Consider the following 23,609-nt stretch of genomic DNA (forward strand, 5'->3'; position numbering starts at 1 on the left):
GAACGCCGCCCGGAGCAAGCCCGCTCCCACCAAAAGCTCAAAACCCGAATTCCAGAGACCCACCATGAGCAGCCTGACCATCACCCCATTAAGCTCGGCCCTCGGCGCGCAGATCAGCGGCGTCGACGTCAGCCAGCCGTTGAACCTGGAACAGCGCGACGCCATCGAGCAGGCGCTGCTCAAGTACCAGGTGCTGTTCTTCCGCAACCAGCCGATCGAGCCTTCGCAACAGGCACGTTTCGCCGCGTACTTCGGCGACCTGCACATCCATCCGATTTACCCGAACGTGCCGGAGCAGCCCGAAGTGCTGATCCTCGACACCGCGGTCACCGATGTCCGTGACAACGCGATCTGGCACACCGACGTGACCTTCCTGCCAACGCCGGCGATGGGCGCAGTGCTCAGCGCCAAACTGCTGCCAGAGTTCGGCGGCGATACGTTGTGGGCCAGCGGGATTGCCGCCTACGAAGCACTGTCGGCGCCGATGAAAACCTTGCTCGAAGGGTTGACTGCAACTCACGATTTCACTCGCTCGTTTCCGCTGGAGCGCTACGGCAACACGCCGCAAGCACTGGCACAGTGGGAAGAGGCACGACGCAAGAACCCACCGTTGTCACACCCGGTGATCCGCACTCACCCAGTAAGCGGACGCCGCTCGTTGTTCGTCAACGAAGGCTTCACCTCGAAGATCAACGAACTGTCGGACACCGAGAGCGAAGCGATTCTGAAATTCCTGTTCGCTCATGCAACGCGGCCGGAATTCACCATTCGCTGGCGCTGGCAGCAGGACGACATCGCATTCTGGGACAACCGCGTGACCCAACATTACGCGGTGGATGATTACCGTCCGGCACGACGGGTGATGCAGCGGGCTACGGTGTTGGGGGATGTGCCGTTTTTTCGCTGAGCGTTGAAGCCCAGAGCAGAATCAAAAGCCCCTCACCCTAACCCTCTCCCGGAGGGAGAGGGGACTGATTGGGGGATGCATCAGAAGTACGCCAACCTGATCAATCTGTGCTGAATCCATAATCGACCCGGTTTCTCATGTCGATTTACGACGCAAGACACCTCGGTCGGCTCCCTCTCCCTCCGGGAGAGGGCTGGGGTGAGGGTGACTCACTCCGCCGTCGAAGGCTTCTCCCAAAGATTGATCCCGCCCTCCTGGGCAAACCGGTCGATCTCCGCCAGTTCCTCAGCACTGAAACTCAGATTCTTCAACGCCCCGACGTTCTCGACGATCTGCTCCGGCCGGCTCGCGCCGATCAGCACCGAGGTCACTCGCGGATCACGCAGGGTCCAGGCCAGTGCCAGTTGCGCCAGGCTCTGGCCGCGACGTTTGGCGATCTCGTTCAACGCGCGCACATGCGCGATGTTGGCCTCGGACAGGTGCGAAGCCTGCAGCGAACCGCCACCTGGGCGATTGACCCGCGCATCCGCCGGCACGCCGTTGAGGTACTTGTCGGTCAGCAGACCTTGCGCCAGCGGAGTGAAGGCGATCACGCCAGTGCCGAGCTCGTCGGTGGTGTCGAGCAGGTCTTTCTCCACCCAGCGATTGAGCAGGTTGTACGCCGGCTGATGAATCAGCAGCGGCACTTTCCATTCCTTGAGCAGCGCAGCGATCTCGCGGGTTTTCACCCCGGAGTACGACGAGATGCCGATGTACAGCGCCTTGCCCTGTTGCACGGCGGTGGCGAGGGCGCTGGCGGTTTCTTCCAGCGGAGTGTCCGGGTCGAAGCGGTGCGAGTAGAAGATATCCACATAGTCCAGACCGAGACGCTGCAGGCTCTGGTCGAGGCTGGCCAGCACGTATTTGCGCGAGCCGCCGCCCTGACCGTACGGGCCGGGCCACATATCCCAACCGGCCTTGCTCGAAATGATCAGCTCATCGCGGTACTGCTTGAAGTCTTCGCGCAGCAGGCGACCGAAATTGATCTCGGCGCTGCCGTACGGCGGGCCGTAATTGTTGGCCAGGTCGAAGTGGTTGATCCCCAGGTCGAACGCGGTGCGCAGCAGGGCGCGCTGGGTGTCGATCGGCGTGCTGTCGCCGAAGTTGTGCCACAGGCCCAGCGACAGCGCCGGCAACACCAGACCGCTGCGGCCGACGCGGCGGTAAGGAATGGAGTCGTAGCGGTTTTCGGCAGCGGTGTAAGTCATCGAATCCTCTCTTGTTTGATTAACAGCAAATTGAGGGTGAATTTCAACTTTGTGGTGAGGGGATTTATCCCCGATGGACGGCGTAGCCGTCCCAAAAAAAATCGCGAATTTGAATGCAGATTTAGGGGTGGCTTTCGGCACCCATCGGGGATAAATCCCCTCACCACAGGGTGTTTACACAAATCTGTTTTGCGGTCGGGCGAGGCCCAGGTTTTCGCGCAAGGTCCGGCCCTCATACTCGGTTCTGAACAGCCCGCGCCGCTGCAGTTCCGGGACCACGCCGTGGGCGAAGTCTTCGAGCCCGCCCGGCAAGTGCGGTACCAGCACGTTGAAGCCATCCGCCGCGCCCTGTTCGAACCACTCCTGCAAGCGATCAGCGATCTGCTCCGGTGTGCCGACCAGGCTGTAATGCCCGCGCCCACCGGCAATCCTGCGGCCCAATTCGGCGAGGGTCAGATTCTCCCGCCCCGCCAGTTCAGTCAGCAATTTCTGCCGGCTCTGCTGACCGCTGTCGGTCAATGGCAACTCTGGCAGCGGGCCGTCCAGCGGGTACTTCGACAAGTCGAAGTTGCCCAGCATACGCCCAAGCAACGCCACGCCAACCTCCGGTTCGATCAATTGCTGAAACGTTTCACATTTTTCCTGCGCTTCGGTTTCTGTCTGCCCGACGACGACAAACACCCCGGGCATGATTTTCAGCGAGTCGGCACTGCGCCCGTACTTGGCCAAGCGGCCCTTGAGGTCGGCGTAGAACGCCTGCGCGCCCGATAGCGAAGTCTGCGCGGTGAACACCACCTCAGCGGTCTGTGCCGCCAGCTCACGCCCGGTTTCGGACGAGCCGGCCTGCACGATCACCGGTTGTCCCTGCGGCGAGCGTGCGACGTTCAGCGGGCCCTTGACCCGAAAGTGCTCGCTGACGTGATCCAGCACGTGCAGCTTCGACGGGTCGTAGTACGCGCCGCTGGCCTTGTCGCGGACAAAGGCATCGTCCTCCCAGCTGTCCCACAGCCCGGTGACCACCTGATGAAACTCGCGGGCGCGGCTGTAGCGTTCGGCGTGGCCGATGTGCTCGTCGCGACCGAAATTCAGCGCTTCGGCGGCGTTGTCCGAGGTCACCAGGTTCCACCCGGCGCGGCCACCCGACAGATGATCGAGTGAAGCGAATTTGCGCGCCACGTGGTACGGCTCGTTGTAGCTGGTGGTCGCCGTGGCGATCAGGCCGATGCGCTCGGTCACCGCGCTCAGGGCAGAGAGCAAGGTCAGCGGTTCGAAGTGATCCGAGCGCGCCATGCGGCTGGCGATGTCCTGCGTCGGCGCGGCCACACTGTCGGCGACGAACAGCGTGTCGAATTTCGCTGCCTCGGCAATCTGCGCCAGACGCTTGTAGTGGGCGAAATCCAGCCCGGCATTGGCCGGTACCTGCGGGTGCCGCCACGCGGCGACGTGGTGCCCGGTGGCCATGAGAAACGCGCCGAGTTTCAACTGTCTGCTCATCTCAGAAATCCTTGCGCAGTTGCACGCCGAAGTAGCGCTCGTCATCCCGTGGCACAGCGCGATAGATGTAGTTGCCGCCGCTGGCCAGCAACGGTGAGTAGGACTTGTCGGCGAGGTTCTTTCCCAGCAGCGCCACGCGCCAGCCGTTGCTGTAATCGGCCAGCGCCACACTGGCATTCCAGATGCCGTAGGCGCCCTGCTTGGTATCGGCGTTCTGGCTGATGTCGTACTGCACCTCGCTCTGCCAGCTATAGTCGGTGCCGAGTTCGATATCGAGGCCGTTGTCCAGCGGGATGGTGTAGTCGGCACGCACGTAGCTTTTCCAGTCCGGGCTGAACGGCAATGGCTTGCCATTGACGTTGCACGAGGCTGCAGCGCCCGCCGGGCAGCTGAATTGGTCGATGCGCGCGCGGGTGTAGGCCAGCGCCCCGGAGAACTTCAGTTGCTGGGTCACCTGCAAGGCGTAATCGAGTTCGACGCCTTCGGTGCTGACGCTGCCGGCGTTGATCAGGCGCGTCACCACTTGCCCGGCAACGGTGTCGAAAAAGTTCGCCTGATAGTTGTCGTAATCGCTGTGGAACACCGCGAGGTTGGTGGTCAGCCGGTTGTTCCAGCTGGTGGCCTTGATCCCCGCCTCCCAAGTATTCGAGGTCTCCGGCTTCAGCGCTTCGGTGTCACGCGGCTGCATGTTGAAGAACACGTTGTAGGCCGGGCCTTTGTAGCCGCGCGAATAGGTCAGATACGTGGTGACCGCATCGCTGAGGTCGTACTGCACGCCGAGCCGGCCGGACCAGCCGTCCTCGTCCACCGAACCGGAACTGCTGGTGGCCGGTTGAATGCCGCTGACCGTGGTCGCCGAGGTCGAGATGCGGCGGTGATCGTATTCCAGATCATCGTGGGTGTAGCGCAGGCCGGCGATGCCACGCAAGTCCGAGGTGAAGTTCAGCGTGGCTTCGCCGAACGCGGCGTAGCTGTCGCTGGTGGTGCTGTAATCGGCGACGCCACGGTCGGTGCGTGTGGTGGTGGTCAAGGTGCGCTGATAGGTCTCGTCATCCTTGCCGTGCATGTAGAACAGGCCGCCAACATATTCAAGGAACTCACCTTTCGGCGAGGCCAGGCGCAGCTCTTGCGAGTACTGGTCGAAGGCCAGCTCGCCCTTGTCGGCGGTGCCGGGGAACGCTGCAGTGATCGTGCTCAGCCGATCGCCATCCTGATATTGGGTGTTGTCCCAGCCGCGCCACGCGGTGATCGAGGTCAGTGTGTAATCGCCCAGTTGCCAGTCGAGCTGGCCGGACAGGCCCTTGTTGGTGTCCTCGACATGGCTGCGGGTATCGGTGTTGATGTCGCGGTTGTGGTTGCTCGCATAGACCGGGCTCAGCGCGTTGGCGAAGGCCGGGGTCAACGACTTGCTGACGACGCCGTTGGGACCGTCGTCGTGGGACTGCATGTAGTCGGCGATCAGGGTGAAGGTGACGTCGTCATTCGGGGTGAATTCAAGCTTGCCGCGCACGCCGCGATGGTTGTAGCCGTTGACCTCCTGGCCGTTGTATTTGTTGTCGACGTTGCCGTCGTAGCTGCTGACCAGGGTGCTGATCGAGCCCTTCAACGTATCCGGAATCAGGCTGCCACCAATGCCGAAGCGGGTGCGGCTTTCATTGCCGCTGTAGTACGACTGGTCGATGTAACCGTGGGTCTCGTTGGTCGGCGCCTTGCTGGTGATGTTGAGCACACCGGCCGAGGCATTCTTGCCGAACAGCGTGCCCTGCGGGCCGCGCAGTACTTCGACGCGCTCCAGATCCAGCAGGTCTAGGGTTGATTGACCGGGGCGGGCATAGACCACGCCGTCGATCACCGTGGCCACCGTTGGCTCGACGCCGGGCGAGGTGGAAATCGTGCCGACGCCACGCACGAACAACGAGGTGTCCTTGTTCGACGCACCGGTACGGAAATTCAGCGACGGCACTTGCTGGACGATGCTCGCCACGCCATTGCGGTTATCGCGCTCCAGTTGTTCGCCGTCGATCACCGAAACCGCCACCGGCACCTTCTGCAACGACTCTTCGCGGCGGGTGGCGGTGACCGTGACGGACTTGAGGGTCGGCTCTTGATCGCTGCTGTCAGCGGCGAACGCAGTGGGCAGTGGCAACGCCGCCAGCCCGGTAAAGATCCAGCCAGCGGCGCGAATCGACTGCGCCAGTTTGTGTGTCGCCCCAGGAATGTTGTGCATGGTTGCCCGCTCGAAATTGGCCCTGAACCGCTGCCGTTCTGCGACGACAGCGCCTGAATCGGTGTCTTGGGCATTCGCTCGAGCGAGTAGCAGACAATGCGCCTTGTTAGCGCTAACATCGCCAGTATTGGCAAGCTCGGCATAGAGCGTCCAATACTGAAAAATTACTTTTATATGCGTTTTGGTTTTTAAGAAGGATCAAGCCTTGAGCCAGGAAAAGCCCCGCAAACGCCGTGGCGCCGGACGCGTGACTCTGAATGCGGTGGCGCGCGAAGCGGGAGTTTCGGCAATCACCGTGTCGCGCTATTTCAATCAGCCGGAAACCGTCTCGCCGGAGCGCCGCGAGCGCATTGCAGTAGTAGTCGCCGAGCTGGGTTATGTGCCGAATCTGGTGGCCGGCGGCCTGGCCTCGGCGCGAGGGAAAATCGTCGGCATGGTGATTCCGAACATCTCCGGGCCGATCTTTGCCAACACCATCCAGGGCTTCAGCGACACCCTCAGCCGCCACGGTTATCAACTGCTGCTGGCGTCGAGTTACTTCAGCACCGAGCAGGAAGAAAACGCCGTGCGCGCATTTCTCGGCTGGTCGCCGGCGGCGCTGGTGTTGACCAGCCACTTCCACAGTTCGGGCACTGAAAAGATGATCGCCGAGGCAGAGATTCCGGTGATCGAGACTTGGGATTACCAGCCGGATCGCGAGCCGATGCAGATCGGCTTTTCGCACTACGAAGTCGGCGTCACGGCTGCAAAATATCTCCACGGCAAAGGCTATCGCCGTATCGCTTTCGTGCAAAACAGTGCCCCCGGCGACCTCAGCGCACTGGAACGCCGCGATGGTTACGCCGCCACCGTGCGCGAGTTCGGACTGCAGCCGTGGGTATTCGCCCCGGACGCCGACCGCGCGCCGTTCGAAGCCGGCAAGCAAGCGATGGAAGCGCTGATGAACGCCTCCCCCCGCCCCGACGCGATCATCTTCGCCAACGACAACCTCGCCGCCGGCGGCCTGCTAGCCGGGCAACGCGCAGGCATCAAGATCCCCGAAGACTGCGCCGTGCTCGGCTTCGGCGATTACCCGTTCGCCGAGATGCTCCTGCCGAGCCTGAGCACGATCAAACCACCGGCACTGGAGATCGGCGTGCTGGCGGCAACGCGGGTATTGGAAAGCCTTGGGGTATTACCGAGCGATGATGTGCAGCGCCTGAATCTGTTGCAGTGCAATGTGATCGAGCGCGAGAGCACCTGACCAAAATGGCCTAGGCTGGATTGGCTATGCTCCAAGTAACACCGAGGTGGCCCCTTCGCGGGCAAGCCCGCTCCCACAGGATTTTGGTTGTACACAGAATCTGTGAATGACCGAGATCACTGTGGGAGCGGGCTTGCCCGCGAAAGCGTCCGATCAAGCACCGCATGACCCGCAGGCACGCCTATGCACACCGCAATCATCATCTTCTTCGGCCTGGCCCTGCTGGCCCTGATGCTCTACATCGGCGAGCGCATTGGCTTCAGCCGGCAGACCCTGGCCTACAGCTTCGCCGCGCTGTGGCTGGCGTTGACGGTGATCAATGGTGCGGTGGGGGTGGTGCATGCCGGGCAGCCGCTGGGTTCGGAGATCGCGGTGGGCAGTGCGGTGTTCGGGGTGCCGATGGCGGCGATGGTGTTGTTCATGGTGCTGAGCGCCGAGTCGTGAGACGTCCCGGCGCTCAGTTGCCGATCAACGCACCAGATGCAGGAACTGCATGTGGCGTTCGTACTGGTCGAGGATGTCGTTGATGATCTGCTCTTTGGTGTAGCCGACCAGATCGTAGTCCTGACTGCCCTCGCTCAAGTGCACTTCAGCGCGGTAATAGCGGCGGTTGTTGAGTTGCTTGGACCCCATGCCACCCCGAGCAAACGACGGCGTGAAGTAGCCGCGCATCTGCACCTGGTAGATGAACGGATGCTGCTCACCGTGGCCGATTTCCAGGCTGATGTTGTCGTGCGCCGGATCCGGCTGGGTGACCACGTTCAGGCCCTTCTCGACGAACACCGCCGTCACTTCTTCAATCGCCGGGCGCACCGTGGTATCCATGAAGCGGTACACCTCGTCCCGCGACGGGAAGTGCACCGCCTGACTGAGACGTTGGCGCCAGCCGCCCGTGCCTCGCCGCGAACCGGAGACCGGTGCCAGCGAATGCAGTTGCGCGATCTGCTTCTGCGACTCCAGATAGAACGCCTTGTGCAGGCCCCACATCATCAGCAGCAAAATCATCGAGAACGGCAACGAGGTCAGCACCACCGCCGATTTCAGCGCATCGATGCTGCCGGAGAACAGCAGCGCACTGGTGATCAACGCGGTCATCGCGCCCCAGAACACTCGCAGCCATTTCGGCCCGTCTTCGTCCGGATTGCCGCCCTTGGCCGACAGAGTCGAAAGCACCACGGTGCCGGAGTCGGCGGAAGTGACGAAGAACACGAAGCTGATGAACACCGTCACCGCGATGACAGTCTTGCTCCACGGGTAGGTTTCCAGCAGCAGGTAAAGGCTCATCGACGGATTGTCGAGGGCCGACATGCCCAGCGCCGACATGCCGTGGTTGAGCACCTGATCGATGGCGCTGTTGCCGAAAATCGACATCCACGCCAGGGTGAAACCGAGCGGAATCAACAGCACGCCGAAGACGAATTCGCGGATGGTCCGACCACGGGAAATCCGCGCGATGAACAGGCCCACGAACGGCGACCATGCGATCCACCAGGCCCAGTAGAACACGGTCCAGCCGCCGAGCCAGTCGCTTGGTTTGTCGTAGGCGTAGAGGTCGAAACTCTTCATCGGCAACGCGCCGAGGTAATCGCCGAGGTTCTGGATCAAGGTGTTGAGCAGGTGCTGGGTAGGTCCGGCGAACAATACGAACAGCAGCAGCGCACAGGCCAGCAGCATGTTGATGTCGGACATCACCCGCACACCCTTGTCCACACCCGACACGGCGACGATGATCGCCGCGCCCATCATCAGCGTGATCAGGCCGACCTGAATCCACTGGGTGTGTGCGATGCCGAACAGGTAGTCGAGACCGGAATTGAGGTGCAATACGCCGAAGCCCATGTCGGCGCCCAGACCGAACACCGTGGCGATGATGCCGAAGCCGTCCACCGCATAACCGATAGGGCCGTTGATGCGCTTGCCGATCAGCGGGTACAGCGCCGAACGCAAGGCCAGCGGCAGGTTATGCCGGTAGGCGAAATAGGCCAGCGCCATGCCGACGAAGGCGAACACGCCCCAGCCGTGCAGGCCCCAGTGCAGAAATAGAATCTGCATCGCCTGGCGCGCTGCATCGGCGGTGCCGGCCTCGCCTTGCGGCGGTTGGGCCAGGTGCGTCAGCGGCTCCGACACGCAAAAGAAAAACAGCGTGATACTGATCCCGGCGGCGAACAGCATGCCGGCCCAGGACAGGTAACTGAACTCGGGTTCGTCGTGGTCGGCACCGAGTTTTATCTTGCCGTAGCCCGATAACGCGGTGACCACCACGAAGACCAGATACAGGGTCATCGCGAGCATGTAGTACCAACCGACCGTGTTGGCCGCCCAGTTTTGCGCAGTCAGCAACCAGGCGCCGGCCTGCTCCGGCATGGCGATGACAACCAGACCAAACAGCAGAATCACCGTCGCGGCGAAGTAGAACACCGGCGGATTCATGCGCACCAGACCGCTGGCGGGGGTAGACGATGCACTCATGAAACGTGCACCTCGAGGGGTTGAAACGTGGCTGAAATGATCGGACTCAGCAAAGGCAAGCCTCCTGTTGTGAGCGGGCAGCGAACCACCGGTTTAACTTGAATGAACGTTCAAGTTAAACATGGATAGGGTGGTAAGGACTAATCGCAGGGCCAGGCGGTAGTTTTCCTACAATAGCCCAAGGAGGGGTATGACGCGGGTTTGAGGGGATTCGTTCAGTGGAAAAATCAAAGTCAAAAGCGCCCTCACCCTAACCCTCTCCCGGGGGGAGAGGGGACTGATTGGGGGATGCTTGAGAATTTCGCTGACCTGATCTTGCTGTACCGAATCCATAATCGACTGTTTTTTTCAGGTCGATGTATAGCGCCAGACACCTCCGTCGGCTCCCTCTCCCCCGGGGAGAGGGCTGGGGTGAGGGTGGCTTTTGATGTTTTACTTCTGCGTCCCGTCATCATGCTGCAGATTGGCCTGAGTCAGGTTACTCCCTGCCGGCACGCTGCGCGTCAGCCACACATTACCGCCGATGGTCGAACCCTGGCCGATGGTGATCCGTCCCAGAATTGTCGCGCCGGCATAAATCACCACGTCGTCCTCGACAATCGGATGGCGTGGATGGCCCTTCTGCAACTGCCCGTCTTCATCCGCCGGGAAGCGCTTGGCGCCCAAAGTCACGGCCTGATAGATCCGCACCCGCTCGCCAATGATCGCGGTCTCGCCGATCACCACACCGGTACCGTGATCAATGAAAAAGCTGCGGCCGATCTGCGCGCCTGGATGGATATCGATGCCGGTGGCCGAATGCGCAATCTCCGCGCTGATTCGCGCGAGTAACGGCAACCCGGCGCGGTACAAATGGTGCGCCAGACGATGGTGAATCACCGCCAGAATTCCCGGATAGCACAGCAACACTTCATCGACGCTGCGCGCCGCCGGATCGCCGTGATAGGCGGCCAGCACGTCGGTATCGAGCAGGCTGCGCAGGCCCGGCAAGGCCAGGGCGAAATCCTGAATGATGCGGATCGCCTGAGCTTCGACGTCAGCATCGCCTTGAGCGCTGTGCCGCGCGACATAACGCAACTCCAGCCGCGCCTGCGCCAGCAAGGCATTCAATGAGGTATCGAGGGTGTGACCGACATAGAAGTCCTCACTCTCCTCACGCAGATCCACCGGCCCCAGCCGCATTGGGAACAACGCACCACACAGCGCCTCGAGAATCTCGGCCATCGCCGCGCGGGACGGTAACTCGCGACCACCCTGCTCGCCGCTGGCCCGGCCATTCTGGGTACGCCACTGATCCCGCGCGGTACGCAGTTGGCTGACGATGGTCTGCAATTGCCAATGGCTGGAACGCTCGCTCACGGTAAAGACTCCTCACGGGCGGCCGGACGGTCTGGCCGCGTCAACGGCGAATACTTTACGGCATGCCCGTGAGGGCGAATTAAGAACCGATAGTGCTGGACTAAGCACATTTGGCTATAAGCGATTCACGGTTGCCCCGGTAAAACGGCGTGCCTATAGTCCTGTCATCTTTCTCCGCCAGTACGGACTCATGATCAAACAACAGCTGGATCGCTTTAACCGTCTCGACCTGCTCGGCCAACCCACGCCGCTGGAAAAACTTGAACGTCTGTCCGCCTGGCTGGGCCGCGATGTGTACATCAAACGCGATGACCTGACGCCGCTGGCCATGGGCGGCAACAAGCTGCGCAAACTTGAATACCTCGCCGCCGATGCCCTCGCTCAGGGCGCCGACACGCTGATCACCGCCGGTGCCCTGCAATCGAACCACGTGCGCCAGACCGCCGCGCTGGCGGCCAAACTCGGCCTGGGGTGCGTGGCGCTGCTGGAGAATCCGCTGGGCACCGACGACAGCAACTACACCGGCAACGGCAACCGCCTGCTGCTCGATCTGTTCGACACCAAGGTCGAGCTGGTGGACAACCTCGATAACGCCGACGAACAACTCGCCGCACTCGCTGTGCGCCTGCGCAGCAATGGCAAAAAACCGTATCTGGTGCCGATCGGTGGCTCGAATGCCCTCGGTGCATTGGGCTACGTACGTGCCGGTCTGGAACTGGCGGAACAGATCAAGGACACCGGCCTGAATTTCGCCGCCGTGGTGCTGGCCTCGGGCAGCGCCGGGACCCACAGCGGTCTGGCGCTGGCCTTGAGCGAAGCGCTGCCGCAGTTGCCGGTGATCGGCGTGACCGTCTCGCGCAGCGAAGAAGATCAGCGCCCGAAAGTGCAGGGTCTGGCCGAACGCACGGCGGAGCTGCTGGGTGTGAAATTACCAGTGAACTTCAAGGTCGTGTTGTGGGACGAATACTTCGGCCCGCGTTACGGCGAACCGAATGCCGGGACACTGGCGGCGGTGAAACTGTTGGCCAGTCAGGACGCGGTGCTGCTCGACCCGGTATACACCGGCAAGGCCATGGCCGGGTTGCTCGACGGGATCGGCCGCCAGCGTTTCGACGAGGGCCCGATCATCTTCCTGCATACCGGTGGGGCGCCGGCGTTGTTTGCCTATAAGGATTCGCTGACAAGCTGATCCTCCCTGCTGCAAGAATTTCTGTGGTGAGGGGATTTATCCCCGTTGGACTGCGCAGCAGTCCCCTGCTCTTCAAGTCAGAAGAGAGGGCCGCTTCGCGCCCCATCGGGGATAAATCCCCTCGCCACAATTGATCATGTATATTCGAAATTGGAATAACAGAAAGATCATTAAGTATTTTCAAGTCTAAAGCAGACATCTTATAGTCTCGCCGCAGGCGAATTTCGGGCAAGACGCATAAGCTGCTTTAGGGCACGATAACGCAGTCGTTCAATTCCCGGATTCGCCAACCTTCCTTAAGCGTCTTCCATAAGAAAACACAGGGGCTTGTCATGAATTTTTCCGCACTACGTCGCAATCTGCTGGTAGGTTCGCTGGGCCTTGCACTGAGCGCCGGCCTGATCGGCCAGGCAACCGCCGGTGAGCAGCTGAAACAGATCAAGGACAAAGGCGTCATCAACGTCGGCCTGGAAGGCACTTATCCACCGTTCAGCTTCGTTGACGAGAACGGCAAACTGTCCGGTTTCGAAGTCGAACTCTCCGAAGCCCTGGCGCAGAAACTCGGCGTCAAAGCCAAGATTCAGCCGACCAAGTGGGACGGTATCCTCGCTGCACTGGAATCCAAACGTCTCGACGTCGTGGTCAACCAGGTGACCATCTCCGACGAGCGCAAGAAGAAGTATGACTTCTCCGAGCCGTACACCGTTTCCGGGATTCAGGCGCTGGTGCTGAAGGACAAGGAAGCCAAGTTGAACATCAAGACTGCCGCCGATCTGTCCGGCAAGAAAGTCGGTGTCGGCCTGGGCACCAACTACGAACAATGGGTCCGCGCCAACGTGCCGGGCGCTGACGTGCGTACCTACGACGATGATCCGACCAAGTTCGCCGACCTGAACAACGGCCGCACCGACGCCATCCTGATCGACCGTCTGGCTGCACTTGAATACGCCAAGAAAGCCCCGAAAACCGTGGCTGCCGGTGAAGCGTTCTCCCGTCAGGAATCCGGTATCGCCCTGCGCAAAGGCGAGCCTGAGCTGCTGGCTGCGGTGAACAAGGCTCTCGACGAACTGCGTGCCGACGGTACCCTTGAGAAGCTGTCGAAGAAATACTTCAACGCTGACGTCACCAAATAATGGAAGAAGCTTTCCAACTCGCACTGGACTCCGCGCCCTTTCTGCTCAAGGGCGCGTATTACACGGTCATCCTCAGTCTGGGCGGCATGTTCTTCGGCTTGCTGCTGGGCTTCGGCTTGGCCTTGATGCGCCTGTCGCGCTTCAAACTGGTGAGCTGGATTGCCCGCATCTACGTGTCGTTCTTTCGCGGCACGCCGTTGCTGGTGCAACTGTTCGTGATCTATTACGGCTTGCCGCAATTGGGTCTGGAACTGGATCCACTGCCAGCGGCGCTGATCGGCTTCTCGCTGAACATGGCTGCCTACGCCTGTGAAATCCTCCGTGCGGCAATCGGTTCGATCGAGCGCGGCCAGTGGGAAGCCGCCGCAAGCATCGGCATGACCCGCGCGCAAACCTTGCGCCGGGCCATTCTGCCGCAGGCCATGCGCACGGCACTGCCGCCACTGGGTAACAGCTTCATTTCGCTGGTCAAGGACACGGCACTGGCCGCCACCATTCAGGTGCCGGAACTGTTCCGCCAGGCGCAACTGATTACCGCCCGGACTTTCGAAGTCTTCACCATGTATCTTGCCGCCGCGCTGATCTACTGGATTCTGGCCACGGTGCTGTCGCATCTGCAGAACAAGTTGGAAGAGCGGGCCAATCGGCACGACCAGGAGTCCTGACCCCATGATTGTCGTGGAAAAACTGACAAAGCAGTTCAAGGGTCAAGAGGTGCTCAAGGGCATCGATCTTGAGGTGAAGGAAGGCGAGGTCGTGGCCATCATCGGCCCCAGCGGTTCGGGCAAGACCACGTTCCTGCGCTGCCTGAATTTCCTTGAGGAGCCCACCAGCGGCCGGATCAAGGTCGGCGATATCGAGATCGATACCAGCCGCCCGCTGAGCCAGCAGCAGAGTCTGGTGCGCAACCTGCGCCAGCACGTGGGTTTCGTGTTCCAGAACTTCAACCTGTTCCCCCACCGCACCGCACTGGAAAACGTCATCGAAGGGCCGATCGTGGTCAAGAAGATGCCGCGCGAGCAAGCCGTTGCCCTGGGCATGAAGCTGCTGGCCAAGGTCGGTCTGGCCGGCAAGGAAGATGCGTATCCGCGTCGTCTGTCCGGTGGTCAGCAACAGCGCGTGGCGATTGCCCGGGCGCTGGCGATGGAGCCGGAAGTGATCCTGTTCGACGAGCCGACCTCGGCCCTCGACCCGGAACTGGTGGGCGAAGTACTGGCGACCATTCGCGGTCTCGCTGAAGAAAAACGCACCATGGTCATCGTCACCCACGAAATGGGTTTCGCCCGCGACGTGGCCAACCGTGTGGTGTTTTTCGACAAGGGCGTGATCGTCGAGCAAGGCGAAGCCAAGGCGTTGTTTGCCAACCCGAAAGAAGAACGCACCAGACAGTTCCTCAGCAAGTTCCTGAATCACGCCTGAGATACTTATTGTCTTGAGTCATTAACTTCCATGGACGGAAGTTTTACTTACCGCGCCTGAAAACTTCCAAATCCCTCCAGCTTAAACCTGTCAAAACAATACATATATGTTCTGCAACAGATACAAGTAATCTGCGGCGCGCTTTCGTGCCTGTGAAATGATCTAAATCGACCGGCACAAAAATCGCAAAACTCGCGAAAAACCGTAGTTCCATTCGCCATCACCGCTAGGCAGGATGCCTCATCAGCGTAGGACGCTTCTGATTAATCGGTAATTCACAGATTAACTAAGGCACTCTATTGACACTCTTTCCGGCACGCTCTTATCTAGTCGCCAACCGGCACCCATTAGTTGAATCAACGCTTACTCAGCCCGAACAAAGTTCACGGTTGTATTACCGATTCATCACGCCTTTTGTTGTTTCAAGAAACGGAATTCGCTGCAAGACTTCAAGGAGAGAACCCGATGACCCGCACTTCGCACGCCCCCGAACTGGCAGCGCCGAATCTGGCGTCCGCATCCAAAAACGCCATCAATCTGACCGCTGCCGCGCATTTGCTGATCGATGTCCTGCCCTACTCCGGCATGGACGCCGGTGATCTGATCGAACTGTTCTGGAACAACTGCTACGTCGCCTCGCGAGTCTTGACCAGCGAAGACGTCGGCGCCTCGATCAGCCTGCGGGTGCCGGAAAGCTTTATCGCCAGTGGCACCGCACGGATTCACTATCGAGTGATGCAGATCGGTCAGGGACCGGCGCTGTCGGCGGCAACGCGGGTTCAGGTCAAGCTCGACTGCCCCGGCGGCCAGCCTTCGCCGCTGTGCGGTGACGAGAATCAGCAACTGGCGCCCGTCACGCTGCCCGACACCATCCGCCGCCAGGGCGTGAACCCCAATCAGATCAAACGCGGCGTGCCGCTGACCATCGAACCCTACCTGAACATGGCCGAGGACGACGCCATCACCTTGCGCTGGGGCGACGTGCGTATGGACCTGGCCCGGATCACCGCTGCCGATGTTGGCCTGCCGATTCAGGTCTGGGTGCCACCGGCAGTGATCGTCGAGGGCGGTGAGGATCTGCGCCTGGACGTGACCTACTGCGTCATCGACTGGGTGGGCAACAACTCACGCTGGGCGCCGCCCCGGACGCTGAAGATCGGTTGCGTGAATCCTTATCTGAAGGTGCCGCTGCGCCAAACGCTGAAGGCCGCTGAATCGACCAAGGATTGATGCCGCATTCCTGTGCTCATGGGGCTTTGTAGTGAGGTGATTTAGCGAAACGTCGCACCGCCCCGATGGACTGCGAAGCAATCCCGTTTTTTATGACTCAGAAAAGGCCGCTGCGCGGCCTGTCGGGGATGAATCCCCCCACCACAGGTTGTATTGCCACGGCTGAGAGCCTGTTAACCAACCCGACCACCGCCCCTTCTATACATATTCCTAAAAGTTAGTTTATTTAATATTTATACACGCTTAGGGTATATGGACCGGACCACCGGACATTCTTTCGTTCGCCGCACTTTTGCGGCGTTTTTCATGAGATGTGAGGTAGGTAGTATGGTCCGGAACACAATCACCCCAGTGCAAATCGCCAGGGCATTGCGTGCAGCCAAGGAGCGGCACTGATGTCCAGTCTGGCAGACGCAAACGTCCAGTCTGATCTGGACATCGCCCCACTGTTGTTGCCCGCGCAGGTTTTGCGCAACGACGCCCAAGCCATCAAGGCTGCCCACGAACTGGCGCAGGTTGCCCGTGTGCAGGCCGCCAAACGCGACCGCCAGCGCAAGCTGCCGTGGTCGGAAATCGAACAGTTCACCCGCAGCGGCCTCGGCAGCATTGCCATCCCGCGTGAGTACGGCGGCCCACAGGTTTCATTCGTCACATTGGCCGAAGTGTTCGCGATCATTTCCGCGGCCGATCCGGCGCTGGGACAGATCCCGCAGAACCAGTTCGGCATCATCAATCTGGTACTCGGCAGCGCCACCGAAGCGCAGAAAAAACAGCTGTTCCAGAGTGTGCTGGAAGGTTGGCGCATCGGCAATGCGGGTCCTGAGCGCGGCACCAAAAACACCCTGGAATTGAAAGCGCGCATCACCGCCGACGGCGACGATTACGTGATCAACGGCCAGAAGTTCTACTCCACCGGCGCGCTGTTCGCGCACTGGGTGGCGGTCAAGGCGCTCAATGACGACGGCAAACAAGTGCTGGCCTTCGTCCGCCGTGGCACCCCGGGCCTGCGCATCGTTGATGACTGGTCGGGCTTCGGTCAGCGCACCACTGCCAGCGGCACGATTCTGCTGAACAACGTGCGCGTCGAGTCGAGCCTGGTCGTCGATAACTGGAAGATCAACGAGAAGCCCAACACTCAAGGCGCGGTGTCGCAGCTGATTCAGGCAGCCATCGACGCCGGCATCGCCCGTGGCGCCATCGACGATGCCATCGAGTTCGTCAAAACTCGCGCGCGGCCCTGGATCGACGCCAAGGTTGAGCGCGCCAGCGATGACCTCTACGTGATCGCCGACATCGGCAAACTGAAAATCGAACTGCACGCGGCTGAAGCACTGTTGCGCAAGGCCGGCAAAGTGCTCGACCAAGTCCATGCCGCGCCGCTGACCGCCGAGTCCGCCGCCCGCGCTTCGATTGCGGTGGCCGAGGCCAAAGTGCTGACCACCGAGATCTCGCTGCAGGCCAGCGAAAAACTCTTCGAACTGGCCGGCAGCCGCGCGACCCTCGCCGAATTCAACCTTGATCGCCACTGGCGCAACGCCCGGGTGCACACCCTGCACGACCCGGTGCGCTGGAAGTATCACGCGGTCGGCGCCTATCGCCTCAACGGCACTTTGCCGGCTCGCCATTCCTGGATTTAACGACCAGACATCTGGAGAAGCATATGACTTATTCTCACCCCGTCGCGGTCATCACCAGCGATGAGCAAGCCCTGATTGTCGCCAGCGACCTGGCCGAAGATTTCAAACGCGACAGTGCCGTGCGCGACCGTGAACGCCGCCTGCCACTGCCGGAGCTCGACGTATTTTCCCGCTCTGGCCTGTGGGGCATCAGCGTGCCCAAGGAGAATGGTGGCGCCGGTGTGTCCAACGTGACCCTGGCCAAAGTCATTGCCCTGATCGCTCAGGCTGACGGCTCCCTCGGGCAGATTCCACAAAACCACTTTTACGCCCTTGAAGTGCTGCGCGTTAACGGCAGCCACGAGCAGAAACAACGCCTGTACGCCGAGGTGCTGGCCGGCCAGCGCTTCGGCAACGCCTTGGCGGAACTCGGTACCAAAACCGCCCACGACCGCGTCACCAGCCTCACGCGTGACGGCGACGGCTATCGCATCAACGGACGCAAGTTTTACGCGACCGGCGCGATCTACGCGCAGCGTATCCCGACTTCCGTCGTCGATGAAAACGGCGTGCAGCAACTGGCCTTCGTCCCGCGTGACAGCAAGGGCCTGACGGTGATCGACGACTGGAGTGGTTTCGGTCAGCGCACCACCGGCAGCGGATCCGTGGTGTTCGAAGACGTCTACGTTGCCGCCGAGGACGTGATCCCGTTCCAGAGCGCTTTCGAGCGTCCGACCACGGTCGGCCCGCTGGCGCAGATCCTTCACGCCGCCATCGACACTGGCATCGCTCGCGCCGCTTATGAAGATGCGCTGCACTTCGTGCGCAGCAAGACCCGGCCATGGATCGACTCCGGTAACGACAAGGCCACCGAAGACCCTCTGACCCTGAAGAGCTTCGGCCACTTGAGCATTCGTCTGCACGCCACCGAAGCACTGCTGGAGCGCTCCGGCGAATTCCTCGACAAGGCCCAGGCCGAGACCAACACCGAAACCGTCGCTGCCGCCTCGATTGCCGTCGCCGAAGCACGGGCGATCAGCACCGAAATCTCGCTCGCCGCAGGCAGCACGCTGTTCGAACTGGCCGGCAGTCAGGCGACCCTGATCGAGCACGGCCTCGACCGCCACTGGCGCAACGCTCGGGTGCACACCCTGCACGACCCGGTGCGCTGGAAGTATCACGCGGTCGGCAATTACTACCTCAACGATGAAAAGCCTCCGCTGCGAGGGACCATCTGATGAGCGCCGCGAAAAAGAAGATCCTGCTCAACGCGTTCAACATGAACTGCATCGGCCACATCAACCATGGCCTGTGGACGCATCCACGCGACACGTCAACGCGCTACAACACCATCGAGTACTGGACAGAACTGGCGCAGTTGCTGGAGCGCGGGCTGTTTGACGGACTGTTCATCGCCGACATCGTCGGCGTGTACGACGTCTACCAGAACTCGGTGGACGTCACGCTCAAAGAGTCGATCCAGTTGCCGGTCAACGACCCGCTGCTGCTGGTGTCGGCGATGGCTGCGGTGACGAAAAACCTCGGCTTCGGCCTCACCGCCAACCTCACTTACGAGCCGCCCTATCTGTTCGCCCGGCGCATGTCGTCGCTCGATCATCTGAGTCGTGGTCGGGTCGGCTGGAACATCGTCACCGGTTACCTCGACAGCGCCGCCAAGGCCATGGGCCTGCGCGAACAGGTCGAGCATGACCGGCGCTACGATCAGGCCGACGAGTACCTCGAAGTGCTCTACAAACTCTGGGAAGGCAGTTGGGAAAACGGCGCGGTGCTCAATGACCGCGAGCAGCGCATCTACGCGCAGCCGGAGAAGGTGCACAAGGTCGAGCACCATGGCGAGTTCTATCAGGTCGAGGGTTATCACCTCTGCGAGCCGTCGCCGCAGCGCACGCCGGTGCTGTTCCAGGCTGGCAGTTCGGACCGCGGTTTGCTGTTCGCCGGGCGTCACGCCGAGTGCGTGTTCATCAGCGGCCAGAACAAACCGTCGACCAAAGTGCAGGTGGACAAGGTCCGCGCCAGCGCCGTCGAAGCCGGACGCAATCCCGAGGACATCAAGGTGTTCATGGGCCTCAACGTGATCGTCGGCGCGACCGAAGAGGCCGCGTGGGCCAAGCACGCCGAGTACCTGAGTTATGCCAGCGCCGAGGCCGGCGTCGCGCATTTCTCAGCCTCCACCGGCATCGACTTTTCCCAGTACGAAATCGACGAACCGATCCAGTACGTCAAGAGCAATGCCATCCAGTCCGCGACCAAGAACCTGCAGAACAACGACTGGACCCGACGCAAATTGCTCGATCAGCACGCCCTCGGTGGCCGCTACATCACCGTGGTCGGCTCGCCTGAGCAGGTGGCGGATGAACTGGAAGCGTGGATCGCCGAAACCGGGCTGGACGGCTTCAACCTGACGCGCATCGTGACCCCGGAAAGCTATGTCGATTTCATTGAGCTGGTGATTCCGGAGCTGCAACGGCGTGGGTCGTACAAGACTGCGTATGACAGCGGCAGTTTGCGCGAAAAGCTGTTTCACGGGGCGGCGCAACTCCCTGAGCAACACATCGGGTCTTCATTTCGCCGCTAAAAGCTTCGCGAGCAAGCCCGCTCCCACATTTGAAATGCATTTCCCCTGTGGGAGCGAGCCTGCTCGCGAAGAGGCCCAAATAGACACCACAAACTTATGCACTGACTGGAAAAATCACCATGACCAAGAAACTTCTGTCCCACCCAGTCAAAGCACTGGCCCTGGCCTTCGGCCTGTTCAGCTCGGCGGTGTTCGCCGCCGATGCGCCACTGAAAATCGGCACCACCGCCGCCTTCGCCATTCCACTGGAAGCCGCCGTCGAAGAGGCCTCCAAACAAGGCCTGAAAGTCGAGCTGGTTGAGTTCACCGACTGGATCGCACCGAACGTCAGCCTCGCCGCCGGCGACATCGATGTGAATTACTTCCAGCACATCCCGTTCCTCGAAAACGCCAAGGCTGCCTCCGGTTTTGACCTGGTGCCGTTCGCCCCGGGGATCATCAACAACGTCGGCCTCTATTCGAAAAAATACAAAAGCTTCGACGAGTTGCCGGAAGGCGCCAGCGTCGCCATCGCCAACGACCCGATCAACAGCGGTCGCGGTCTGCAACTGCTGGCCAAGGCTGGTCTGATCACCCTGAAACCGGGGGTCGGCTACAAGGCCACCGAAGACGACATCGTCGCCAACCCGAAGAAGATCAAGATCCTGCAAGTCGAAGCCGTGCAACTGGTGCGCGCCTACGATGACGCCGATCTGGTCCAGGGCTACCCGGCCTACATCCGTCTGGCGAAAACCTTCGATGCCGGCTCGGCGCTGCTGTTCGACGGTCTCGACCACAAGGAATACGTGATCCAGTTCGTCATCCAGCCCAAGAGCAAGGACGACCCGCGCCTGATCAAATTCGTCGACATCTACCAGCACTCGCCGGCCGTTCGCGCCGCGCTGGATAAGGCTCACGGCAAGCTGTATCAGGCCGGTTGGGAAAGCTGAACATGACGGCCGCGATCCAACGGCGACTGGAGATTCCAGAGCCAGAAAATGCTGAAAAAACCGAACTGCATCCCGAGCTGAATCGCGCCCATGTGCGCTTCATCGGCCTGGGTAAAACCTACGAAGGTCGACAAGGCCCGGTGGTGGCCCTGCAAGGCATCGATCTGGCGATCCAGCGCGGCGAGGTGTTCGGCATCATCGGGCGCAGCGGCGCCGGCAAGTCGTCGCTGATCCGCACGATCAATCGTCTGGAGCAACCGACTTCGGGGCGGGTGCTGATCGATCAGGTCGACATCGGCGAGTTCGACGAAGACCGTCTGGTCACGCTGCGGCGTCGCATCGGCATGATCTTCCAGCACTTCAACCTGATGTCGGCCAAGACCGTGTGGCAGAACGTCGAACTGCCGCTGAAAGTCGCGGGTGTACCGAAGGCGCAACGCGAGCAGAAGGTGCGTGAACTGCTCGAACTGGTCGGCCTGCAAGCCAAGCACAAGGCCTATCCGGCGCAGCTCTCCGGTGGGCAGAAACAGCGTGTCGGCATCGCCCGCGCATTGGTGCATGACCCGGACATTCTGCTGTGCGACGAAGCCACTTCGGCGCTCGATCCCGAGACTACGCAGTCGATCCTCGGCCTGCTGCGCGAGATCAACCGGCGCCTCGGCCTGACCATCGTGTTGATCACCCATGAAATGGCGGTGATCCGCGAAATCTGCGACCGCGTGGTAGTCCTGGAACACGGGCGGATCGTCGAGCAAGGCCCGGTCTGGGAGGTGTTCGGCAATCCGCAGCACGAGGTCAGCCAGACCTTGCTCGCGCCGCTGCAACACGCCTTGCCGGCAGAACTGCAAAGCCGTCTGCATGCCCAGCCGCCCTCCCCGGGCGCGGCGGTGGTATTGCGTTTGCAGTTCACCGGTGGCGCCGCCGACGAGCCGGATCTGGCGGCGCTGTTCGCCGCTCTCGGCGGACGCGTGAAGTTGCTGCAGGGCGGCGTCGAACGGATTCAGGGGCATGCGCTGGGACAACTGTTACTGGCGGTCAGCGGCTCGGCCCTGAGCGCCGAACAATTGCGCGAGCGCGCCGGGCAGTGGGCGCAACGAGTGGAGGTATCGGGTTATGTGGTTTGATCGTTTGCTCCAGGGATTCATCGACACCTTCCTGATGGTCGGCGTGTCGTCGCTGATCGCGTTGCTGGTGGGGATCCCGATGGCGGTGATTCTGGTCACCAGCGACAAGGGCGGCATCTATCAGGCGCCGCTGCTCAACCGGGCGCTGGGCGCGTTCGTCAACCTGTTCCGCTCGATCCCGTTTCTGATTCTGATGGTCGCGCTGATTCCATTTACCCGACTGATTGTCGGCACCACGTACGGTGTGTGGGCGGCGGTGGTGCCGCTGACCATCGCCGCGACGCCGTTCTTTGCGCGGATTGCCGAAGTGAGTCTGCGTGAGGTCGATCACGGCTTGATCGAGGCGGCGCAGGCCATGGGCTGCCGGCGCTGGCACATCGTCTGGCATGTGCTGTTGCCTGAAGCGCTGCCGGGGATCGTTGGAGGGTTCACGATTACGCTGGTGACGATGATCAACTCGTCAGCCATGGCCGGGGCGATTGGTGCCGGCGGTTTGGGCGATATCGCTTACCGCTACGGTTATCAACGTTTCGACAGCCAGATCATGCTGACAGTGATTGTGTTGCTGGTGGCGTTGGTGGCGGTGATTCAGTTGGGTGGAGATCGTCTGGCACGGGGCCTGAACAAGCGTTAAGGCATGCCGCGCCTCTGAAACCGCTATCGCGAGCAGGCTCACTCCTACAGGGGACGCATTTCAAATGTAGGAGTGAGCCTGCTCGCGATAGGCTGCGCAGCGGCCCCGCTGGTTGGCGTATATTCGGCGAATCCCAACTGCCGCGCAGCCCTCGACCATGAAGCAAACCCCCACCGATCTGGAACAGATCACCGCCACCACCCTCGGCCACTACAACTCGGTGGCCGAAGACTTCCGCGAAGGCACCCGCGACCACGATGTCAGCCAGAACATCGACGCGCTGCTACGGCATATCCACGGCACTGCGCCGTTCACGATTCTCGATTTCGGTTGCGGCCCGGGGCGCGACTTGCAGGCGTTCACCCGCCTGGGCCATGTCGCGGTCGGTCTCGATGGCGCGGAAAAATTTGCGCAGATGGCCCGCGAAGACAGTGGCTGTGAAGTGTGGTGTCAGGACTTTCTGAAACTTGATCTGCCGGCCGAGCGCTTCGACGGAATCTTCGCCAATGCGGTGCTGTTTCATGTGCCGTTGCAGGAGTTGCCGCGAGTGCTCAAGCAGTTGCATGGCACGTTGAAACCGGGCGGGGTGTTGTTCAGTTCCAATCCGCGCGGGGATAACCGTGAGGGCTGGAATGGGCCGCGCTATGGTTCGTACCACGATCTGGAAGCGTGGCGCGGGTTGCTCACGGCAGCGGGGTTTGTCGAGCTTGAGCATTACTACCGGCCGGCGGGATTGCCGCGCGAGCAACAGCCTTGGCTGGCCAGCGTCTGGCGTAAATCTGCGTAGTCAGTT

At 61.2% G+C, this 23,609-nt stretch carries 20 protein-coding genes; 15 read left to right on the forward strand and 5 right to left on the reverse strand.

Translation table 11 applies throughout. The features are described 5' to 3' along the window. The first annotated feature begins 64 nt into the window (after positions 1–64). Positions 65–907: a taurine dioxygenase gene (tauD, locus tag KCG87_RS05865; RefSeq protein ID WP_210556853.1), complete on the forward strand. Its 843-nt coding sequence runs from the start codon at positions 65–67 to the stop codon at positions 905–907. A gap of 209 nt (positions 908–1,116) precedes the next feature. Here tauD and mgrA read toward each other — a convergent pair whose 3' ends face one another. The 3 genes from mgrA to KCG87_RS05880 all read right to left on the reverse strand — a co-directional run bounded on the left by mgrA (position 1,117) and on the right by KCG87_RS05880 (position 5,875). Continuing rightward, a complete protein-coding gene (mgrA, locus tag KCG87_RS05870; protein WP_210556855.1) occupies positions 1,117–2,154 on the reverse strand; it encodes an L-glyceraldehyde 3-phosphate reductase in 1,038 nt (345 codons plus the stop codon). Between the two features lie 174 nt (positions 2,155–2,328). Further along, entirely contained in the window at positions 2,329–3,648 is a 1,320-nt protein-coding gene (locus KCG87_RS05875; protein WP_210556857.1) for an LLM class flavin-dependent oxidoreductase, read from the reverse strand. Position 3,649: 1 nt separating this feature from the next. After that, entirely contained in the window at positions 3,650–5,875 is a 2,226-nt protein-coding gene (locus tag KCG87_RS05880; RefSeq protein WP_210556859.1) for a TonB-dependent receptor, read from the reverse strand. Between the two features lie 205 nt (positions 5,876–6,080). On the opposite strand from KCG87_RS05880, the gene KCG87_RS05885 reads away from it, so the two are divergent. Both KCG87_RS05885 and KCG87_RS05890 read left to right on the forward strand, forming a co-directional pair. Further along, a complete protein-coding gene (locus tag KCG87_RS05885; protein WP_210556861.1) occupies positions 6,081–7,118 on the forward strand; it encodes a LacI family DNA-binding transcriptional regulator in 1,038 nt (345 codons plus the stop codon). Between the two features lie 183 nt (positions 7,119–7,301). After that, positions 7,302–7,562: a hypothetical protein gene (locus tag KCG87_RS05890; RefSeq protein WP_007964717.1), complete on the forward strand. Its 261-nt coding sequence runs from the start codon at positions 7,302–7,304 to the stop codon at positions 7,560–7,562. Positions 7,563–7,586: 24 nt separating this feature from the next. On the opposite strand, the gene betT is transcribed toward KCG87_RS05890, so the two are convergent. Further along, a complete protein-coding gene (betT, locus tag KCG87_RS05895; protein WP_210556960.1) occupies positions 7,587–9,548 on the reverse strand; it encodes a choline BCCT transporter BetT in 1,962 nt (653 codons plus the stop codon). 471 nt (positions 9,549–10,019) lie between these two features. Further along, positions 10,020–10,946 (reverse strand): serine O-acetyltransferase EpsC, encoded by a 927-nt coding sequence (epsC, locus tag KCG87_RS05900; protein ID WP_095137901.1) that lies wholly within the window; start codon positions 10,944–10,946, stop codon positions 10,020–10,022. Positions 10,947–11,136: 190 nt separating this feature from the next. Between epsC and KCG87_RS05905 the strand changes: the two genes are divergently transcribed. From KCG87_RS05905 to KCG87_RS05960, 12 genes are all read left to right on the forward strand, one after another. Further along, a complete protein-coding gene (locus tag KCG87_RS05905) occupies positions 11,137–12,135 on the forward strand; it encodes a D-cysteine desulfhydrase (protein ID WP_210556863.1) in 999 nt (332 codons plus the stop codon). Positions 12,136–12,467: 332 nt separating this feature from the next. Then, positions 12,468–13,268, forward strand: a complete 801-nt coding sequence (gene tcyJ, locus KCG87_RS05910) for a cystine ABC transporter substrate-binding protein (RefSeq protein ID WP_139053612.1) — start codon at positions 12,468–12,470, stop codon at positions 13,266–13,268. After that, complete coding sequence (gene tcyL / locus KCG87_RS05915) at positions 13,268–13,933, forward strand: cystine ABC transporter permease (protein WP_003220607.1); 666 nt, start codon at positions 13,268–13,270, stop codon at positions 13,931–13,933. The genes tcyJ and tcyL overlap by 1 nt, the downstream gene beginning before the upstream one ends. Positions 13,934–13,937: 4 nt before the next feature. Beyond that, positions 13,938–14,687 carry an L-cystine ABC transporter ATP-binding protein TcyN gene (gene tcyN / locus KCG87_RS05920; protein WP_098966659.1) on the forward strand — a complete coding sequence of 250 codons (750 nt, stop codon included), beginning with the start codon at positions 13,938–13,940 and terminating at the stop codon, positions 14,685–14,687. Between the two features lie 465 nt (positions 14,688–15,152). Beyond that, the gene (locus tag KCG87_RS05925; protein WP_210556864.1) at positions 15,153–15,917 is read left to right on the forward strand and encodes a hypothetical protein; all 765 of its coding nucleotides are present in this window, start codon (positions 15,153–15,155) and stop codon (positions 15,915–15,917) included. 395 nt (positions 15,918–16,312) lie between these two features. Continuing rightward, complete coding sequence (locus KCG87_RS05930) at positions 16,313–17,554, forward strand: SfnB family sulfur acquisition oxidoreductase (protein ID WP_112997808.1); 1,242 nt, start codon at positions 16,313–16,315, stop codon at positions 17,552–17,554. 23 nt (positions 17,555–17,577) lie between these two features. Continuing rightward, complete coding sequence (locus KCG87_RS05935; RefSeq protein WP_210556866.1) at positions 17,578–18,771, forward strand: SfnB family sulfur acquisition oxidoreductase; 1,194 nt, start codon at positions 17,578–17,580, stop codon at positions 18,769–18,771. Continuing rightward, entirely contained in the window at positions 18,771–20,129 is a 1,359-nt protein-coding gene (locus tag KCG87_RS05940) for an LLM class flavin-dependent oxidoreductase (protein WP_210556869.1), read from the forward strand. Before KCG87_RS05935 ends, KCG87_RS05940 begins: the two co-directional genes overlap by 1 nt. Before the next feature lie 119 nt (positions 20,130–20,248). Then, positions 20,249–21,058: a MetQ/NlpA family ABC transporter substrate-binding protein gene (locus KCG87_RS05945; protein ID WP_098966650.1), complete on the forward strand. Its 810-nt coding sequence runs from the start codon at positions 20,249–20,251 to the stop codon at positions 21,056–21,058. Positions 21,059–21,060: 2 nt separating this feature from the next. Continuing rightward, positions 21,061–22,182 (forward strand): ATP-binding cassette domain-containing protein, encoded by a 1,122-nt coding sequence (locus KCG87_RS05950; RefSeq protein WP_210556871.1) that lies wholly within the window; start codon positions 21,061–21,063, stop codon positions 22,180–22,182. Further along, positions 22,172–22,816, forward strand: coding sequence for a methionine ABC transporter permease (locus tag KCG87_RS05955; RefSeq protein ID WP_027611182.1), 645 nt, complete (start codon positions 22,172–22,174; stop codon positions 22,814–22,816). Before KCG87_RS05950 ends, KCG87_RS05955 begins: the two co-directional genes overlap by 11 nt. Positions 22,817–22,973: 157 nt before the next feature. After that, positions 22,974–23,603 carry a class I SAM-dependent methyltransferase gene (locus KCG87_RS05960; protein ID WP_098966646.1) on the forward strand — a complete coding sequence of 210 codons (630 nt, stop codon included), beginning with the start codon at positions 22,974–22,976 and terminating at the stop codon, positions 23,601–23,603. Positions 23,604–23,609: the final 6 nt, after the last annotated feature.

The sequence above is a fragment of the Pseudomonas sp. MWU347 genome, from assembly GCF_017947305.1.
In the GTDB taxonomy this organism is placed as follows: domain Bacteria; phylum Pseudomonadota; class Gammaproteobacteria; order Pseudomonadales; family Pseudomonadaceae; genus Aquipseudomonas; species Aquipseudomonas putida_A.

Excerpts from the sequence above, each read along its gene's own strand:
- tauD (WP_210556853.1), top strand. The coding sequence starts at position 65 with ATGAGCAGCCTGACCATCACCCCATTAAGCTCGGCCCTCGGCGCGCAG.
- mgrA (WP_210556855.1), bottom strand. The coding sequence starts at position 2,154 with ATGACTTACACCGCTGCCGAAAACCGCTACGACTCCATTCCTTACCGC.
- KCG87_RS05875 (WP_210556857.1), bottom strand. The coding sequence starts at position 3,648 with ATGAGCAGACAGTTGAAACTCGGCGCGTTTCTCATGGCCACCGGGCAC.
- KCG87_RS05880 (WP_210556859.1), bottom strand. The coding sequence starts at position 5,875 with ATGCACAACATTCCTGGGGCGACACACAAACTGGCGCAGTCGATTCGC.
- KCG87_RS05890 (WP_007964717.1), top strand. The coding sequence starts at position 7,302 with ATGCACACCGCAATCATCATCTTCTTCGGCCTGGCCCTGCTGGCCCTG.
- betT (WP_210556960.1), bottom strand. The coding sequence starts at position 9,548 with ATGAATCCGCCGGTGTTCTACTTCGCCGCGACGGTGATTCTGCTGTTT.
- KCG87_RS05905 (WP_210556863.1), top strand. The coding sequence starts at position 11,137 with ATGATCAAACAACAGCTGGATCGCTTTAACCGTCTCGACCTGCTCGGC.
- tcyJ (WP_139053612.1), top strand. The coding sequence starts at position 12,468 with ATGAATTTTTCCGCACTACGTCGCAATCTGCTGGTAGGTTCGCTGGGC.
- tcyL (WP_003220607.1), top strand. The coding sequence starts at position 13,268 with ATGGAAGAAGCTTTCCAACTCGCACTGGACTCCGCGCCCTTTCTGCTC.
- tcyN (WP_098966659.1), top strand. The coding sequence starts at position 13,938 with ATGATTGTCGTGGAAAAACTGACAAAGCAGTTCAAGGGTCAAGAGGTG.
- KCG87_RS05925 (WP_210556864.1), top strand. The coding sequence starts at position 15,153 with ATGACCCGCACTTCGCACGCCCCCGAACTGGCAGCGCCGAATCTGGCG.
- KCG87_RS05930 (WP_112997808.1), top strand. The coding sequence starts at position 16,313 with ATGTCCAGTCTGGCAGACGCAAACGTCCAGTCTGATCTGGACATCGCC.
- KCG87_RS05935 (WP_210556866.1), top strand. The coding sequence starts at position 17,578 with ATGACTTATTCTCACCCCGTCGCGGTCATCACCAGCGATGAGCAAGCC.
- KCG87_RS05940 (WP_210556869.1), top strand. The coding sequence starts at position 18,771 with ATGAGCGCCGCGAAAAAGAAGATCCTGCTCAACGCGTTCAACATGAAC.
- KCG87_RS05945 (WP_098966650.1), top strand. The coding sequence starts at position 20,249 with ATGACCAAGAAACTTCTGTCCCACCCAGTCAAAGCACTGGCCCTGGCC.
- KCG87_RS05950 (WP_210556871.1), top strand. The coding sequence starts at position 21,061 with ATGACGGCCGCGATCCAACGGCGACTGGAGATTCCAGAGCCAGAAAAT.
- KCG87_RS05955 (WP_027611182.1), top strand. The coding sequence starts at position 22,172 with ATGTGGTTTGATCGTTTGCTCCAGGGATTCATCGACACCTTCCTGATG.
- KCG87_RS05960 (WP_098966646.1), top strand. The coding sequence starts at position 22,974 with ATGAAGCAAACCCCCACCGATCTGGAACAGATCACCGCCACCACCCTC.